Source organism: Methanomicrobiales archaeon HGW-Methanomicrobiales-1 (assembly GCA_002839675.1).
Lineage (GTDB): Archaea > Halobacteriota > Methanomicrobia > Methanomicrobiales > Methanospirillaceae > Methanoregula.
On sequence record PGYM01000001.1, the window covers coordinates 1,128,083 to 1,143,449 of the forward strand.

Consider the following 15,367-nt stretch of genomic DNA (forward strand, 5'->3'; position numbering starts at 1 on the left):
TTTAAAAAAAAACATCATTGAAATTGATGTAAAAAAATCAGAAAAAATTATTGTTTTTCGCCATCTTTGCCGGCATGAGTTTTTACTTCCGGGTTACCCGTATACAGCCGGATCTTTTCAAGAATTGAACGCGATACCAGATAGTTTCCTGCTGCAACGACAAGCACCAGCACGAGCGCATGCACGACAAGAGTTGCGTACTGGTTCCCGCCGGAGGTTTGCAGTGCATTCAGTCCATAGACAATCACGGCAAGTCCGGTTGCACCGATACTGATCAGGCATGACCTCACCGCAGTATACATCCGGCTCCGGGTATCGGGAAAGAGCAGGAGCCCGATCAGGCCGATCAGGCCGAAGCCGACACCAGCAAAGAGCAGCGCCCAAATGATAAGATCGATTATCAGCGAACTCATTGCTCTTCACTCCCGCCGGATTTCGCATATACCAGTGTGCCTGCAAACAGGATCACGGCGCTGATGATAGCAGCATCAAGGATGAAGAGATTGCCCGACGCGATACTAAAAACCAGTGCTGCGGCTGCGGCAAAGGTAATGGCCGCAGAAAAAGAGACCAGCCGGTCATTCCGCCCGGGCCCGGGAATCACCCTCAGGAGAGCGCAGAGCGCAAGAAAACCGAAACATATTGCTGCAAAAAACCAGGTGTCTATCATTTCTTAATGTAATGTGGGAAAGCGGGGTATTTATCAATACTGTCATCTCCCTTCCATTTTTATTTCCGCAGAACGAATGTATAGTCAGATGCCCCCGTCCTATCTTGGAAAGATCCTTTTACGCTGGTGCGATCACTGTCATGCACCGGTTCTTGCCGAAAAGTGTGCCTGTGGGGCAGATACCCGGAGTGTTCCGCTGACGCCACCGGGAGATGCCCGGCCCGCATTTCCTGCCGATATCGCGCTTATCAACCAGATCTATACCGACCATTTCGGAGCCCCGCTCATTCCGGAAGGCCATCTTGCGCTGCTCAACAAAGTGCCGGACCAAGACCGGATGGAAGAGATCATCGTGGGAGGTGGCATTGCCGGGATCATCCGGTATTTTCCCGAGCAGCGGCGCTGGGAACCGGTTCCCCGCCCGGAAGCCTGCCTCATCTTCACGCCAAAAAAGCGGTTTATCGTTGTCGATGACGGGGCAGTCCCGTTCATCCGCGACCAGGGCATGAGTGTTCTTGCACCGGGACTGGTATCCATTCATGAGGATGTCCGTGCCGGTGATGGGGTGTTTATTCTTACAAAGGACGGCACCTGCATCGCGGTCGGGCGGGCCAAAGTGGATGCTGCTGTTGCAGAAGGGATGGATAAAGGCCAGATTGTCCGGACCCGCAGGAATGTTGCATCCACTATCGTACCGGGCGCTGCAAGTTGGGCTGATGCCGTGCTGGCAAATGCCGAGGCCCTGAAAAAGACCGAGGCATCATCTATCCTCTTTGTCCAGGAAGTTGCCGGGCGCAACAAGGATCTGGTGGCCAACGTCTCGTACTCCGGGGGAAAAGACAGCCTTGCCACGCTGCTGGTCGTAACCAAAGCGATCGGAAAAGTCCCGATGCTCTTTGCCGATACCGGCCTTGAGTTTCCCGAAACCTATGCCAATATCGATGATGCAGCCCGGCACTACGGGCTTGAGCTTATCCGTTCCGATGGCAACTCAACGTTCTGGGAGACCTTTGAGCGGCAGGGCCCGCCCGCAGTCAATGCCCGGTGGTGCTGCAAGGTCTGCAAACTGACCCCGGTCGGCAAGTTGATCCGGGAAAACTGGGGGCAGTGCCTCTCATTTATAGGCCAGCGCCGGTACGAGTCGGCAGCCCGGGCGCAGAGCGAACGGGTCTGGCGCAACAAGAATGTGCGGGAACAGCTCTCCGCCGCGCCTATCCACAACTGGACCGCGCTCCATGTCTGGCTGTACCTGATGCAGGAGAAGGCACCGCATAATATCCTGTATGAACAGCGCCTGGACCGGATCGGATGTTTCATGTGCCCTTCGAGCGATATGGCATTAATACACATGATAGAGGACGAGTATCCCGAGCTCTGGAAAGGCTGGGTTGAGAAACTCGAACACTACCGGGATGCTCACGGGTTGCCCGCAGAATGGATCACGGAAGGGAAATGGAGACTGGTTGAGGGATGCGCAGATGACGAAGATAGCCATTATTGATTACGGACTGGGAAACCTCCGCAGCGTGATCCGCGGGCTGGAAAAAGCCGGGGCGCAGGCTGTAATTACCTGCGATGCTGATGAGATCGCATCTGCCGACGGGCTTGTCCTGCCGGGAGTGGGGGCATTCCATGAAGGCATGGATCAGCTCGGGAGTCTCAAAGAAACGGTCCTGGATTCCACCCGCGAAGTCCCCCTGCTGGGAATTTGTCTCGGTATGCAGATGCTCATGGAGACGAGCGAAGAGCACGGGGTTCACCAGGGGCTTGGCCTTATACCGGGAAGCGTGCGCCGGTTCCCCCGGATCCCCGGTATGAAAGTGCCCCATATGGGGTGGAACTCGCTTTCAATCACCAACAATGACCACCCGCTGTTTGCCGGGTTCAGTGGGGATGAGTACGTGTACTTCGTTCACTCGTATTATGCCGATACCACACCGGATAACATGCTCACGTCAACGGACTACATCTGCCCCTTTGCATCATCGGTAGGCAGGGGCACCACCTTCGGCGTCCAGTTCCACCCGGAAAAGAGCGGGACAACAGGACTTCGCCTGTTAAAGAATTTTATCGGCATGTGTTGATTTCGGTTGCTTTTTTCCCGGCCGGCACAGGATCAAAAGATACCATTTTATTTTCTGCCATTCGAAGCTGTAGTCATGAAACGGATCCTACTCATTGCTTTGTGCCTGGTATGTATCACCGGGACGGCATCTGCATATGGGCTTTACATGGACTGCGACGAAAGCGTCCAGGCGGGTCTCCCGCTGAAATGTTCCTTTGACAGCGATTTTCCCCCGGGAACTACATTCGATATCGTATTCTACCAGTCACTTACTACCGCAACTGAAGTCAGCCGACAGGCGTTAACTATCCAGGACAACAAGCTCACCCAGTACAAACTGCTGGATACCAAAGGCCTCCCTGGAGGGAATTATAAGATTGAGGTCCAGTACACCAGTAAAGGTGAGGCTAGTCTTCGATCAGATTCAAAGACTATGCAACTCGTAAAAATTATTGACCGTTCCAATGAGATCACCATCACGTCACCACTTACCCAGGATCCCGATGCAGCACTCCGTATCGAAGGATCTATTGCCAAACTGGGGAATGACGGGGTTAAAATTGAGGTAAGAGGGCCTGATGGCGTATTGTTCAACAACTGGATTGGTTCAAAAGCGACTATTCAATCCGGTGCCGGCACTTTTTCCAAGCTGGTAACGGTCACGGGGCCCGGGGAGTACGAGGTCATGTTCACTGATGCGAAAGGGTATATCGGAACAGTGACGTTCAATGTCGTGGCCCCGGCAACCCAGGTTATCACTACGATACCGACAACTACTCCGATACCTAAAACCACGAAAGCCCTGACCACGGTACCAACACCCTGGCCAACTGCCACTCAATCTCCGCTGTCACCAATAACAGTGCTCATCGGCATTGCCGGTACCGGACTTGCGGCAGTTTTCGTGATGAAACGAAAGTAAAAGAGAAATTTTTTAATTTTTTTGATTTTTCTCGTAATGAATACTCAAATCGAATCTATTTTTCATTGACTGCTTTATTCATGCTACAGCCGGGATTAATCCCATCGACACCCGGTACGTAGTTCTCTTTAATAATGGGGGCTGATGCCCCCATTCCCCAAACTAAGGATGTTCCGCCGTGCCTCGAAGAGGCCCTGATGCGGGGGATGCTCATTAATATCTATGAGTGTAAACCAGTTCGGTCCATACCTCATTTCAATTGAATCCGATTTTTTGACGATTTCAAAATGAACAAAAAAGGATTCCGCCACTATCGACGTTTCCAGAGATATGCCTCGTAACAGAGCAAGACAAAAATAATCATAATTCCACCTAAGAAGAATGCCAGGGCCATATCCGTATTGAGCGTGAACACGGAGGTTGCAGTCTCGGGGGGAACCTGAGTAACATAATTGATGATCTCTGGCGCCGGAACGGACGTGGGCGTGAAATTTGCAGCGGCTACGTCGGAAATTCCTTTTGCACCGGCTATCGGGGTGTCATGAGCAGTCGTGGCATTCGCTGCATACACATCGCCAACTGCTTTGGCATAGGAGCCACCCGACTCCTGCACGGACATACGGGGAATTGTATTCAGGCTGCTGCGCATCACGCTTTCGGAACTAAAGAGCGGTGACATAATGCCGATAATAACGGAACCAAATGCAACGATCCCGAATAATGAGGCATATTTCAGGAGCAGTGAACGCACATTGGACTGCCTGGGTGCGACAATGAGGAGCTGGTTGGTAAGCGAATAGAGTTTTACCTCACGTCCCTTGACACTGTATTTCGTCTCGGAAACCGAGATAAGACCGGCGTCGAGCAGATTCTCCACGTGGTATTTGGCCGTGGTCATGGGAATGGCGAGGCGTTCGGTGATGTCGGTCAGGCTCTTCTGGCCGTCAGAGAGGTACTGGAGGATATCACTTGCCGTCTGGCTGCCCATGGCTTTTGCTATCTTCTGCGCCCGTTCATCGCCCGGTTCTAAAAAAACAACATCCTCGGCCATGTTCATCCTTTGCGGTCAGCCCTGCAGGGCCGCAATAATGCGTTCGCGCCCGACTTTCAAGGCCAGGTCAACCTGGTTTGCATCCGGACCGCCGCCCTGTGCCATCGTGGGTTTGCCGCCGCCTTTTCCGCCCAGCAGGCTGCATACCTGCCCGATAATATCACCGGCATTGACCCGGGGTTCGCCGGATGCAAGTACCACTCTCACGGTTTCCCCGACTCCTGCTAGAAGAGCAACTCCGCCCTTTTCCGATACGGAAGTTGCCAGCTGGGCAAGCTCTTTCTGGGGGAGGTCGATGCGCTTGATGACGACCGGAATACCTCCCATGGATTCGGAAACAAGGGACTGCATCTCGAGCTCGACTACTTTTGCGCTCATACGCTCGATCTCTTTTCTCTGGTCTTTCCATTCCGAAAAGAACCGGGTCACGGTTGCTGGCAGGTTATCCGGCTGGACAGAGAGGACTTCTGCAGAAGAGGTGACGATCTGTTCGAGATGCTGCATGTAATAGACCGCAGCAACTCCTGCGGTAAATTCGATCCGCTCGATACCGTCCTGGATATGTTCGACCCGGATGATCTTGATGACCCCGACTTCCCCGGTGCTCCGGCAGTGGGTACCGGCACAGGCTTCGATATCACCGGCCACTTTGACAATCCGTATATCCCTGCCGGGAGGTACTCCTCCCTGGTACAGGGAAAAACCGTACTTCTGTTCGGCCTTGGTCCGGTCCATAGTAGAGATGTCAACCGGCTGGCTTGCCATGATCATGCGGTTTGCCGCAGTCTCTATCCTGCGGAGCTCATCGGGCGTGATATGCTTGAAATGCCGGAGGTCCATGCGGGAACTCTCGCTGCCTTTCTGGGCTCCTGCCTGGTGAATATGCGCACCGAGCACTTCCTTTGCAGCATGGAGGATGATGTGGGTGGCCGTGTGGTGGCGCATCAGGGACCAGCGCCGCTCCTCATCGATCATTCCCTTGACCCGGTCGCCGCGCTGGAGGACTCCTCCGCTGATATGGTGGAGGATCACTTCGCCGACTTTGATAACGTCGTCAACCCGGACCATGCTGTCGGAGCTGACCATCGTACCGGTATCTGCGGGCTGACCGCCGCCTTCGGGATAGAAAAGCGTCTGGTCGATGACCGCGTACCCGTCAAAGAAGTCCAGCACAACGGCTTCGAACTCGATATCGGACGACTGCTCGTAGTAGAGTTTCTTTGTGGGTGGCAGTCCCTGGACCCGCTCGTCGTACTTTGCCTTTGTATCCACTTCTGCTTCGGCTTTCGATTCGGAATGCATATCGGCAACCATCGAGTAAAAATTGTCGGGCAGGTCAACGACAGCGCCTTCTTTTGCTGCAATATCCTTGATCATCTCGGGCTGGATACCGTGCGAGTCGTACAGGGTGATGATCTCGCTGAGGGGCACCCGCTGGCTCTTGGCCTTGTACGTCTTTGCTATCTTCTGGACCGTCCGGGTTCCGCGTTCGAGCGTTGATGCATATTTTTCGGTCTCGCGTTCAACGATCTCGCGAACAACGCCGATATCCTGCTCGAACTTGTTCATGCCGATGATCCGGGTCTGCTGCTCGATCAAGTCCGCGAGCGGCTCTTCGATCTTGAGATCGGTCATCATCCGCAGGGTCCGGCGGATAACGAGCCTTGCAAGGTAACCTTCCCGAACATTGGAGGGCACGATACAGTCGCCGAGCATGTAGGCAAGGCACCGGGTGTGATCCACCGTTGCGTACACCTTCTCGATGGGCGTGATCATCCGGTCGAGTTTTTCCGGCGAGATATCGATCGCTGCGGCCACTTTCTTTCTCAGCTGGAAGAGATTGGTACCGGAGATATCCATGAGGCCGGCGAATTTTGCATTGAGCGAGAGGAGCTTGGTGTACTCCTTATTGTCAAGCATGTGGGAGAGACCGGCAGCCCCCATGACATGGCTCACCATCTCCGGGAAGACGGCATCGTAGATCGTGGGCGAGCCTTTCGAGGCCCAGACCAGGCGTTCCAGCCCGTAACCGGTATCGACAATACGGAGCTTCATCGGGTAGTACATCTCGCCCTTGAGATCGTACCCCGGCTGATCGGTCTTCTGGCGCCCGAGGCTCATGAAGACGAGCGTGGCGATCTCAAGACCGCCAATAAGTACCTCGACACTGGGGCCGGCATTCCCGCCGCCAATCCACGGGCTCTCCTTAAAGGTGACCTTGTTGAGATCCCCGCCAATGGATGCGATGAACTGGTCGCAGAGCTCGACAGTCCGGTCCTTCCAGTAGATCTCCTCGTTGGGCGTGTTGAAGGCGTGGTGTGCCATCATCTCGAAGGTGGTGAGGTGTCGCCCGGACCTGCCGACCGAGTCGAGGTCATTGAGCCGGATACAGGGCTGGGCAATGGTGAGCGGATTGGCCGGCGGGGGGACGATCCCGCTGGTCACGAATGGCTGGAAATCCGCAATCGATGCGATGGTTAAGTAAATATCGTCTCTCCATCTCGCGGCAACCGGGTAGCGTTCGATCCGGGTGTGCCCCTGTTTTTCAAAAAAGGAGAGGTACGCCTCGCGCATGGTATCGAGGTTGTGCGTCTTAAAGACCGGATCCCCGATAAAATTGTACGGTTCACAGGGTGCATCGCCACATATCTCACGTGCACTGTCCCGCGTCCAGAATGCAGATCCGCAAACCTTACAGATCTTGCGGACCATCCCCTGTTCTTTAAAATAATCCAGCTGGTATTCCTCTTCGAGCATGAACCACCACTAATCGTCAGTACAGTTGATTATGAACGCTAATTAGTGTATTGTCTCATACCTTGCCCGGGCCGGGTTTCCTGCCAGGTATGGTCCATCGGTCCCGGTCCATTCATCAACCGGTTCGGCAAAGCCGGCGCCCCCCGACCTGTACCGTTAAAGCAAAAGGATTTCTGAAGAAGAAAGGCAGATCCTTTTTTCTTATCGCTTAAACCCGGTGCGTGAAAATGTGTGCCGAAGAGGACCACAAAACTAATGTCATACACCGCAGAGTCTTGTGTATGGAGGCTCAAACTGAGAAACATTTTGATAAAGCTGCAGATTTTGCCAAGCTCGGGGATCTCGAAAAGGCGATAGCCTTGTTTGACAAGGCGCTTGTCCTTGAACCCGAAAACGATATGGTATGGGTTCTCCGGGGATCCCTGCTGAGTGAACTCGGTCGATACCCGGAAGCTCTCGCATCATATGACAAGGCGCTTGCCATCCGGCCAGACTATGACGTGGCATGGTATAACCGGGGCATGGCATTGCGCAAACTCGCACGGTATACCGATGCAGTTACCTCTTTTGACCGAGCACTAACCATCAATCCTGCATTTGCCAATGCAAAAAAAGACCGGGAAATGGCGCTGCAGGAACGGGATAATGCCCAGGGCAGATAATCGGTAATGAAGATATCTTCCTCTTCCCTCATTTGAGTTGATCAACGTACCAGGAATCGACCGGTATGAACTGGCCGGTCAGAAATGCGATCCGCACCGCGAGGAGGTGCCAGCAGCTCCGGCCCCGGTACAGGAAATCCCGGCAGGTGCAGAAATCCTCATCCACGACATACTCAGCCGTCCTGCCTTCGACAACAAAGAAATCCCGGTACTGCTTGACCTTGCCGGCATCAATAGCCGCTAGAGCTTTTTTCCCTTTATCTCCAAACGCAGTCTCGATCTCTTCGCGCAGGGATGCGTCCAGCGCGTGTTTATCCTGGATCCGTTGCCAGAGATCGCTCATAGGATGGAACGGACCCGGGGGGGATCATCAATATATTGCCAGCCTTTCCGGGCAGCAAGGCGGCGCATGGCCGGGGCTTCGAGTGCATAATGGGTTGCTTCAATGCAGGGCAGGGGTGCGGAACGAAAAACCGAGTGTTTGAGTTCGGCAGACAGGAAAGCATCCGCCCCTGCCAGCTTTGCTTCAGCAAGGAATGCCGGATCAAAACCACTGCCGGCTATAACCGCGAGACGCGACAGGGAGGTGAGTTCTCCCCATACGCGGATGTTTCCCCCCAGGCGCCGTGACAGTTCATCGATGGTGAGGGGGCAGGTACCAATGAGGCCCAGCGAGAGCGGGACTACATCCGTTAAGGTGAGAAGTTCTGCCAGTGCATCGTTCACACCTTCAGGAGCGCGATCGAAGTTGGTGTGCATGACATAGAGGTTCATATTTGCAGCAAGCAGCTGGCGCATCAGCGATGCGGTTGGCCCGGTGAGCGCAGTAACCGGCGTCCATAACGGGGTGTGGTGGACTACGAGCATATCCGCTCCGGCATCAACAGCCTTCCTGACCACTGCAGCGGTCGCGTCTAACGCACAACAGACCGTGCCGATCTCCGGCCTGCCTTCGACAACCAGGCCAATCCTCCCGCAATCGAACTCCTCGGCTAGTGTGAGCGGGGCGAGCCGTTCCATCTCCTCAATGAAGGCACGCAGGTGCATACAGGTGATTGGGCGTTGGGAGTTAAAAATTTAATATTACTAATAGTAATAACGATTGTATTAAATATGCATTAAAGCATATTTCTGGATATGCACAAGTCGATCAGCCAGATCAATGAGCGGATCCGTGACGGCAGTGCGCGGGTGGTTACCGCAGAAGAGATGCCCGCGATCGTTGCCGAGCTCGGCGAACAGGGAGCGCTGAAAGAAGTGGATGTGGTCACGACCGGTACGTTCGGTGCGATGTGCTCATCCGGCGCGTTCTTTAATTTCGGCCATGCGGAACCCCCCATCCGCATGGAGCGGATCTGGCTGAACAATGTCGAAGCATATGGCGGACTTGCCGCAGTTGACACGTACCTCGGTGCAACGCAGCAGTCCGATACCCGGGAAGATGAGTACGGCGGTGCGCATGTGCTCGAGGATCTTGTTGCCGGAAAATCTGTGGAACTCCGCGCAAGTTCCCGCGGCACGGACTGTTACCCGCGCCGCACGATCACCACCGAACTGCTGCTGGAAAACTTAAACCAGGCAACCATGTGCAACCCGCGCAATGCCTACCAGCGCTACAATGCTGCAACCAATACTACCGATCGCACCCTTCACACGTACATGGGAACGTTGCTGCCCGGGTGCGGCAACGTTTCGTTCTCGGGAGCGGGACTGCTCAACCCGATCTCGAATGACCCGAATTTCCGGCTGATTGGCAGCGGGGTCCCGATCTTCCTGTGCGGTGCACAGGGCATGATAGTTGGTGAGGGAACCCAGCATTCTCCCGCCGGCGGGTTCGGTACACTGATGGTTACCGGTGACATGAAACAGATGTCGCAGGACTATTTGCGGGCAGCGACAATGACCGGTTATGGGGTTACCCTGTACGTGGGGCTTGGCATCCCCCTGCCGGTACTTGATATCGACGTGGTGCGGGCAACTGCCGTGCGGGACGAGGATATCAGTGTTGACATCCTTGATTATGCGGTTCCAAGCCGGAGCCGGCCCGTGATCCGGAAAGTGAATTATGCCGAACTGCGCAGCGGTTCTATTGAACTGAATGGCGAAGAAGTAAAGACATCATCCCTGTCCAGTTTCCGCAGGGCACGGAAAGTGGCGGCAGAGCTGAAAGGCTGGGTTGAACAGGGAAAGATGCAGCTTGCTCTTCCGACGCGCCCAATCGATGCCAAAAAAGTTTCACGGCCCATGCACCAGACCACGCAGGGCCCCCGGGTCCTCGATATTATGGACCGGCAGGTCGTCAGCATCCGCGAAGATGAAGAGATCAAGACCGCGGCAAAAAAACTGCTCAAAGGTGAGACCAATCACCTCCCGGTTATCAACGCAGCCGGTATCCTTGTCGGGATTGTAACCACCTTTGATATCTCGAAGGCCGTGGCAAACCCCGGAAAAGCGCATCTTGTCAAGGATATCATGAAGACCAAGGTGATCACGGCAAAAACGGATGAGGCTGTTGACATCGCGGTGCAGAAACTTGAGCAGTATAACATCAGTGCACTGCCGGTCGTTGATGCAGAAAACCGGGTGCTGGGTATCCTGACTGCGATGAATCTCGGGAAACTCTTTGGCGGGAGGTGGCTGAAATGAAACTGCTGGTAAATTTTTCACGCGGAAAGGGTAGGAAGCCGATTATCGCGCAGGTTGTCCGGGATACCGGTGTGCTCATCAATGTTGAGCGTGCCGTAATTGATTCCTCCGAAGGCGAGGCCCTGATCGATGTACCGGATGACCAGTGCCAGCTTGTACGCGATTCGATGACCAGCATGGGCGCAACCGTCCACCTTCTCGAACACGGGATAAACCTGGATGAGAGTGAATGTGTTGACTGCGGGGCCTGCATCAGCATCTGTCCCCGCGAAGTCTTCTCGTTCGATCCTGACTGGAAACTCACCCTGGATGAGAAACGGTGCGTGCTCTGCGGCAAGTGCGTTGACGCCTGCCCGTCCAATGCCCTGACGCTGCCGGTATGATCCGCGAGCGGTTCGCGTACCGGCAGACCTTTGCATCCATTCTTGCAGAGACACCGGAACACATTGAGGCGGCTAAAGCAGGAATGCTTGCAGCACGGCAGGTGCTAGAAGCATACATTGCCCGCGATCCTTTTTTCTCCACTACGTTCGATCCCTACACGCCGGACTCGGACGATCTGATCATCACAAGGATGGCAGACGCAACCCGGGCGGCAGGAGTCGGGCCAATGGCAGCAGTTGCCGGCGCGATTGCATGGGCGGGCATCGAAGCCATGCAGGAAGCCGGGGCAGTACTTGGGGTGATAGACAACGGGGGGGACATCGCGCTCATCAGCGACCGACCGGTGCGGGTAGGCGTACATGCCGGTGCCGCTGCACTCTCCAACCGGATCGCCTTTGTGGTCCCGCCACAGGATTCTGTTCTCGGTATCTGCACCTCTTCGGCCACGGTGGGCCCTTCCATTTCTTTTGGCGTGGCCGACGCAATTACGGTCTTTGCCCGCAATGTTGCCCTCGCAGATGCATGGGCTACTGCGGCCTGCAACCAGATACGGCCGGAGGATCTCTCGGTGCTGGACCAGATCAATCCCAATGACGTGCGGGGAATATTTGCCATCATGGGAGACCAGCAGGTTACGTGGGGCGAGCTGCCGCCACTTGTGCGTGCGGATGTGGACGAGCGGTTGATCAGTGCTGGGGACCGGTAGGGATAAATATCTTACAACGGGTAAAACAGGTAAAAAATTTCGGTTAATCCAACAGGCAATCAGAAACTGCCGGTATCCCGTTACCGGTATTCCGGGCTTGCCAGAAAAACCCGGCCCTGTTCATACGCAGATTTGCCGGTGAACGTAGCAACGGTCTTATCGCCATCGCTGATAACAATGATCGGTTTTGCATCCCGGATGCCAAAGAACATCTCCAGGAGATCGGTATCTTCAATCATAAGGCCCCCGCGAAGCGCAGATGCCGGTTCAAGGTCAAGCCGTTCCTGCACCAGTATATCAGGTTCGAACCGGAAAAAGTAATAAAAAACCTGGTACGCGTTCAACTGGTCCGATACTAAAAGTTCGTCCCGCACGGGCTGTTCAAGCGCATCGATACCCCGGGCAAGCAGTGCCACGTCATCATCGGCAGATTCCAGCAGGTGATCCGCAATGGCAACAAGCCGGGAATACGGGATACCCGCCTCTTTCTCACTCATGAGCAGTCATTGGATGCGGACGCATAAAACATCGAAGTATGGGGAACCCGGCCGGAAGGATCCCGGCACAATCCTTATTCTCCATTATGGGGAATGTGTAAAGGTGAAAGATGAGGATATCGACTGGATGATCTACCATATCATTGCCTGCAAACCGGTAGTACCACGGGAAAGCCTTGCTACCGCCAGCGGACTTGATGCAGCAACAGTGGAGTCCTCGCTTGCCCGGCTCCAGCAGGCGCTCCTGATCGAACGGACCGGAGATTCGGTGCGGGCGCTCAGCTTTGGCGAATCGCTCATAAGAAGCCAGGTTAAATATTCAGACGATCTCCCGTTTATTATCGAAAACGGCTTGATAAAGGAGAAGAAACGAACATGACAACACACGAAGTTGCCATCCTCCGCATCGGTCACCGTCCCGAGCGCGACCAGCGGGTGACCACGCATGTCGGCCTCACGGCAAGGGCCCTGGGTGCAAAAGGTATGTACCTTGCCGCTGCCGACAAAGGGGTGGTAGAGAGTATCGGGGATGTGGTGGAACGCTGGGGCGGCGAGTTCTTCTGCGAGGATAACGTGAAATGGCGCTCCTGCATTAAGGACTGGAAGGCGCAGGGGGGCGTTGTCGTCCACCTCACCATGTACGGCCTCAACCTGCCCGATGTGATTGCCGAGATCAGACCGCACACCAAGATCCTCGTGATTGTCGGTGCCGAGAAAGTACCGGGAGACATTTACGGGCTTGCGGATTACAATGTGGCAGTCACGGGCCAGCCGCATTCCGAGATATCGAGCCTCGCACTATTCCTTGACAACCTTTTCTTAGGCAAAGAGTTTGCCTGCGAATTTCCCGGCGCCAAGATACAGATTATTCCGACACGCGTGGGGAAACAGACGGTGGAACGGTGAAAGGGCGGGTACTGGTCGCGGGCTTTGCAACACGCCATGTGGCGCAATCCGCATTCCATGCAGGCTATGAAGTCTGTGCAGTGGACCATTTCTGCGACCAGGACCTTTCGTGGTATACCAAAGACCGGATAACGTTCGAAGACCTTGCGGATCTTCCGGATGCGATGGACCGGATGAGCAAGCGGTACGCTTTTGATATGCTCGTCGTCACCTCCGGCGCAGAAGAGCTGCCCAGTTCCATCCCGCTCTGCGGGACTGACCGTCAGCATGTGGCACGCTTCATGGACAAACTGGATATCCAGCATTTTTTCGAAGCGAGCAAAGTAGCAGTTCCCCGGCTTCTTGGAGGGGGAGAATATCCTGCCATGATCAAGCCCCGGCGCGGGGCCGGCGGCTGGCGGAATGCCGTAGTCGGGACCGCTGCTGAACAGAAAACATGGGAGACGCTCTACCCGGAGGTGGAATATATCCGGCAGGAAATGGTTGCCGGGATTCCGGCAAGCGTGTGTTGTATTGCGGACGGGAAACATGCCCGGGCGATCACGGCAAACGAACAACTCCTCCAGGGCAAAGGCGATGCCTCGTTTGGGTTCTGCGGGTCTATCACGCCGTTCGAGCACCCGCTTGTCGGGCGGATGATGCACGAGGCTGAGCGTATTGCCGCAGCGAGCGGGTGCACCGGAACGGTGGGGATCGATTTTGTTGTCTCCGATGACCAGTTGCACGCGATCGAGATCAATCCCCGTTTCCAAGGGACGGTCGATACTGTTGAGCGGTCGCATGGATGCAACCTTTTCAAGTACCATGTTGACGCATGCGCAGGTATCCTTCCCCCATCAGCCCCGGTGAAAAAACAGGTTGCCGTGCGCAGCATCCTGTTTGCGGACAGGGATTGCACTATAAAAGCCGATCTCACCCACCTGCGTTCCTGTATTGCCGATATTCCACACCCGGGTGATTCTTTCGAGGCAGGACAGGCTGTGGTCAGCGTCTATGGCTGGGGTGAGACCCGCGATGCAGCAGTTTTGTTGCTGGATAAACATATTAGCACCGTTAAACAATACATACGGTGATGGTTCCTGCAAACGACGTGCTTGAAGATCCGGCAGTACGGGCATATCTTCACCGCCTGGTTGGCGATGATGGGCTTAACCTTCTTGAACGGTTCCCGAAAGAAGGCGAGCACAGTGATGAAGACCTTGCCGCAAGTACGGGTATTAACTTAAATATCGTGCGGCACACGCTCTACACCCTGTACGAGAAACGGCTGGCCGAATATCACCGCATCAAGAATAATGAGACCGGCTGGCTTACCTACCTCTGGCAGCTGCGCCCGGATCATATCTTCGATGCTATCCGCGAGGATATGGGACTCGTGCTGGAAAAACTCTCGCGGCGCGAGAAGTACGAAGAAGAGAATGACTTTTTCATCTGCAAGGACTGCCACCTCATCTTTACCTTTCCCCTTGCCATGAACAGTGATTTCAAATGCCCTGCCTGTGAGCAGCCAATGGGACACTTCGACAACGAAATGCTCCTGAAATCGCTCAAACTCCGGATCGACTCGATCAAAAAGTCGCTCGGCCATGCCTGATCAGACAACCGGAAAATACGAAAAAATACTGCGCGATGCCGGTTGCAGCCCAAAAGTGATAGCCCATTGCAGGGCGGTGAGGGATTGTGCGTGTGAATATGCACAAGCCAACCCCTCTGTGGATTTTTCTCTTGTAGAAGAAGGTGCCATGCTGCACGATATCGGCAGGGGAACCACGCACTCGATTGCACACGCACAGGTGGGTGCCGATCTCCTGCGGGCCAAAGGTTTTTCTGAAAATGTTGCCCGTATTGTCGAATGTCATACCGGTGCCGGGCTGACTGCTGACGAATGTTCACTGCTGGGATTAATTCCCAGGGATTGTATTCCCACCACACTGGAAGAGAAGATCGTATGTCATGCGGACAACCTGTGTGCCGGTGCCCACCGGATGAGCATTGAACAGAGTATAAGTTCGGTATCCCACCTTCCCCATAAGGTGAGAGAGCGGATGTACAAGCTCGCAACCGAAGTCGAGCTGCTCTGCAAATAAAAAAAATCCTTTTT

Annotated in this window: 20 protein-coding genes; 12 read left to right on the forward strand and 8 right to left on the reverse strand. The window is 54.7% G+C overall.

Translation table 11 applies throughout. From position 1 onward, the window contains the following. Nucleotides 1-47: 47 nt before the first annotated feature. A complete protein-coding gene (locus tag CVV30_05625) occupies nucleotides 48-413 on the reverse strand; it encodes a hypothetical protein (protein ID PKL70822.1) in 366 nt (121 codons plus the stop codon). Beyond that, nucleotides 410-670 carry a hypothetical protein gene (locus CVV30_05630; GenBank protein ID PKL70823.1) on the reverse strand — a complete coding sequence of 87 codons (261 nt, stop codon included), beginning with the start codon at nucleotides 668-670 and terminating at the stop codon, nucleotides 410-412. The genes CVV30_05625 and CVV30_05630 overlap by 4 nt, the downstream gene beginning before the upstream one ends. Before the next feature lie 88 nt (nucleotides 671-758). Here CVV30_05630 and CVV30_05635 point away from each other — a divergent pair, with 88 nt between their 5' ends. The 3 genes from CVV30_05635 to CVV30_05645 all read left to right on the forward strand — a co-directional run bounded on the left by CVV30_05635 (nucleotide 759) and on the right by CVV30_05645 (nucleotide 3,657). Then, nucleotides 759-2,171, forward strand: coding sequence for a phosphoadenosine phosphosulfate reductase (locus tag CVV30_05635; GenBank protein ID PKL70824.1), 1,413 nt, complete (start codon nucleotides 759-761; stop codon nucleotides 2,169-2,171). Further along, nucleotides 2,149-2,754 carry an imidazole glycerol phosphate synthase subunit HisH gene (locus CVV30_05640; protein ID PKL70825.1) on the forward strand — a complete coding sequence of 202 codons (606 nt, stop codon included), beginning with the start codon at nucleotides 2,149-2,151 and terminating at the stop codon, nucleotides 2,752-2,754. Before CVV30_05635 ends, CVV30_05640 begins: the two co-directional genes overlap by 23 nt. 75 nt (nucleotides 2,755-2,829) lie before the next feature. After that, on the forward strand, nucleotides 2,830-3,657 hold the full coding sequence (locus CVV30_05645) for a hypothetical protein (GenBank protein PKL70826.1): 828 nt from the start codon (nucleotides 2,830-2,832) through the stop codon (nucleotides 3,655-3,657). Between the two features lie 128 nt (nucleotides 3,658-3,785). On the opposite strand, the gene CVV30_05650 is transcribed toward CVV30_05645, so the two are convergent. Genes CVV30_05650 through alaS form a run of 3 tightly spaced genes read right to left on the reverse strand, consistent with a single transcriptional unit; the run spans nucleotide 3,786 to nucleotide 7,465 of the window. After that, nucleotides 3,786-3,968 (reverse strand): hypothetical protein, encoded by a 183-nt coding sequence (locus CVV30_05650; GenBank protein ID PKL70827.1) that lies wholly within the window; start codon nucleotides 3,966-3,968, stop codon nucleotides 3,786-3,788. After that, nucleotides 3,968-4,708: a transcriptional regulator gene (locus tag CVV30_05655; GenBank protein PKL70828.1), complete on the reverse strand. Its 741-nt coding sequence runs from the start codon at nucleotides 4,706-4,708 to the stop codon at nucleotides 3,968-3,970. Before CVV30_05655 ends, CVV30_05650 begins: the two co-directional genes overlap by 1 nt. Nucleotides 4,709-4,723: 15 nt before the next feature. Then, the gene (alaS, locus tag CVV30_05660; GenBank protein PKL70829.1) at nucleotides 4,724-7,465 is read right to left on the reverse strand and encodes an alanine--tRNA ligase; all 2,742 of its coding nucleotides are present in this window, start codon (nucleotides 7,463-7,465) and stop codon (nucleotides 4,724-4,726) included. Between the two features lie 227 nt (nucleotides 7,466-7,692). On the opposite strand from alaS, the gene CVV30_05665 reads away from it, so the two are divergent. Continuing rightward, nucleotides 7,693-8,127, forward strand: coding sequence for a hypothetical protein (locus tag CVV30_05665; GenBank protein PKL70830.1), 435 nt, complete (start codon nucleotides 7,693-7,695; stop codon nucleotides 8,125-8,127). A gap of 28 nt (nucleotides 8,128-8,155) precedes the next feature. Here CVV30_05665 and CVV30_05670 read toward each other — a convergent pair whose 3' ends face one another. Both CVV30_05670 and CVV30_05675 read right to left on the reverse strand, forming a co-directional pair. Then, nucleotides 8,156-8,470, reverse strand: a complete 315-nt coding sequence (locus CVV30_05670) for a hypothetical protein (GenBank protein ID PKL70831.1) — start codon at nucleotides 8,468-8,470, stop codon at nucleotides 8,156-8,158. Next, nucleotides 8,467-9,174: an NGG1p interacting factor NIF3 gene (locus CVV30_05675; GenBank protein PKL70832.1), complete on the reverse strand. Its 708-nt coding sequence runs from the start codon at nucleotides 9,172-9,174 to the stop codon at nucleotides 8,467-8,469. The genes CVV30_05670 and CVV30_05675 overlap by 4 nt, the downstream gene beginning before the upstream one ends. Nucleotides 9,175-9,264: 90 nt before the next feature. On the opposite strand from CVV30_05675, the gene CVV30_05680 reads away from it, so the two are divergent. From CVV30_05680 to CVV30_05690, 3 genes are read left to right on the forward strand one after another with little or no spacing between them, the layout of a single operon-like run. Then, nucleotides 9,265-10,773 (forward strand): hypothetical protein, encoded by a 1,509-nt coding sequence (locus CVV30_05680; protein ID PKL70833.1) that lies wholly within the window; start codon nucleotides 9,265-9,267, stop codon nucleotides 10,771-10,773. Then, the gene (locus CVV30_05685; protein ID PKL70834.1) at nucleotides 10,770-11,156 is read left to right on the forward strand and encodes a [Fe-S]-binding protein; all 387 of its coding nucleotides are present in this window, start codon (nucleotides 10,770-10,772) and stop codon (nucleotides 11,154-11,156) included. Before CVV30_05680 ends, CVV30_05685 begins: the two co-directional genes overlap by 4 nt. Then, on the forward strand, nucleotides 11,153-11,863 hold the full coding sequence (locus CVV30_05690; GenBank protein PKL70835.1) for a hypothetical protein: 711 nt from the start codon (nucleotides 11,153-11,155) through the stop codon (nucleotides 11,861-11,863). The genes CVV30_05685 and CVV30_05690 overlap by 4 nt, the downstream gene beginning before the upstream one ends. 80 nt (nucleotides 11,864-11,943) lie before the next feature. Here the strand turns inward: CVV30_05690 and CVV30_05695 are convergent, their stop codons facing one another. Further along, on the reverse strand, nucleotides 11,944-12,360 hold the full coding sequence (locus CVV30_05695) for a hypothetical protein (protein ID PKL70836.1): 417 nt from the start codon (nucleotides 12,358-12,360) through the stop codon (nucleotides 11,944-11,946). 13 nt (nucleotides 12,361-12,373) lie between these two features. Between CVV30_05695 and CVV30_05700 the strand changes: the two genes are divergently transcribed. Genes CVV30_05700 through CVV30_05720 form a run of 5 tightly spaced genes read left to right on the forward strand, consistent with a single transcriptional unit; the run spans nucleotide 12,374 to nucleotide 15,353 of the window. Continuing rightward, the gene (locus CVV30_05700; GenBank protein ID PKL70837.1) at nucleotides 12,374-12,739 is read left to right on the forward strand and encodes a hypothetical protein; all 366 of its coding nucleotides are present in this window, start codon (nucleotides 12,374-12,376) and stop codon (nucleotides 12,737-12,739) included. After that, the gene (locus CVV30_05705) at nucleotides 12,736-13,266 is read left to right on the forward strand and encodes a tRNA (cytidine(56)-2'-O)-methyltransferase (GenBank protein PKL70838.1); all 531 of its coding nucleotides are present in this window, start codon (nucleotides 12,736-12,738) and stop codon (nucleotides 13,264-13,266) included. The genes CVV30_05700 and CVV30_05705 overlap by 4 nt, the downstream gene beginning before the upstream one ends. Further along, complete coding sequence (locus CVV30_05710) at nucleotides 13,263-14,339, forward strand: ATP-dependent carboligase (protein ID PKL70839.1); 1,077 nt, start codon at nucleotides 13,263-13,265, stop codon at nucleotides 14,337-14,339. Before CVV30_05705 ends, CVV30_05710 begins: the two co-directional genes overlap by 4 nt. Further along, the gene (locus CVV30_05715; protein PKL70840.1) at nucleotides 14,339-14,860 is read left to right on the forward strand and encodes a transcription factor; all 522 of its coding nucleotides are present in this window, start codon (nucleotides 14,339-14,341) and stop codon (nucleotides 14,858-14,860) included. Before CVV30_05710 ends, CVV30_05715 begins: the two co-directional genes overlap by 1 nt. Continuing rightward, a complete protein-coding gene (locus CVV30_05720) occupies nucleotides 14,853-15,353 on the forward strand; it encodes a phosphohydrolase (protein ID PKL70841.1) in 501 nt (166 codons plus the stop codon). Before CVV30_05715 ends, CVV30_05720 begins: the two co-directional genes overlap by 8 nt. Nucleotides 15,354-15,367 lie beyond the last annotated feature (14 nt).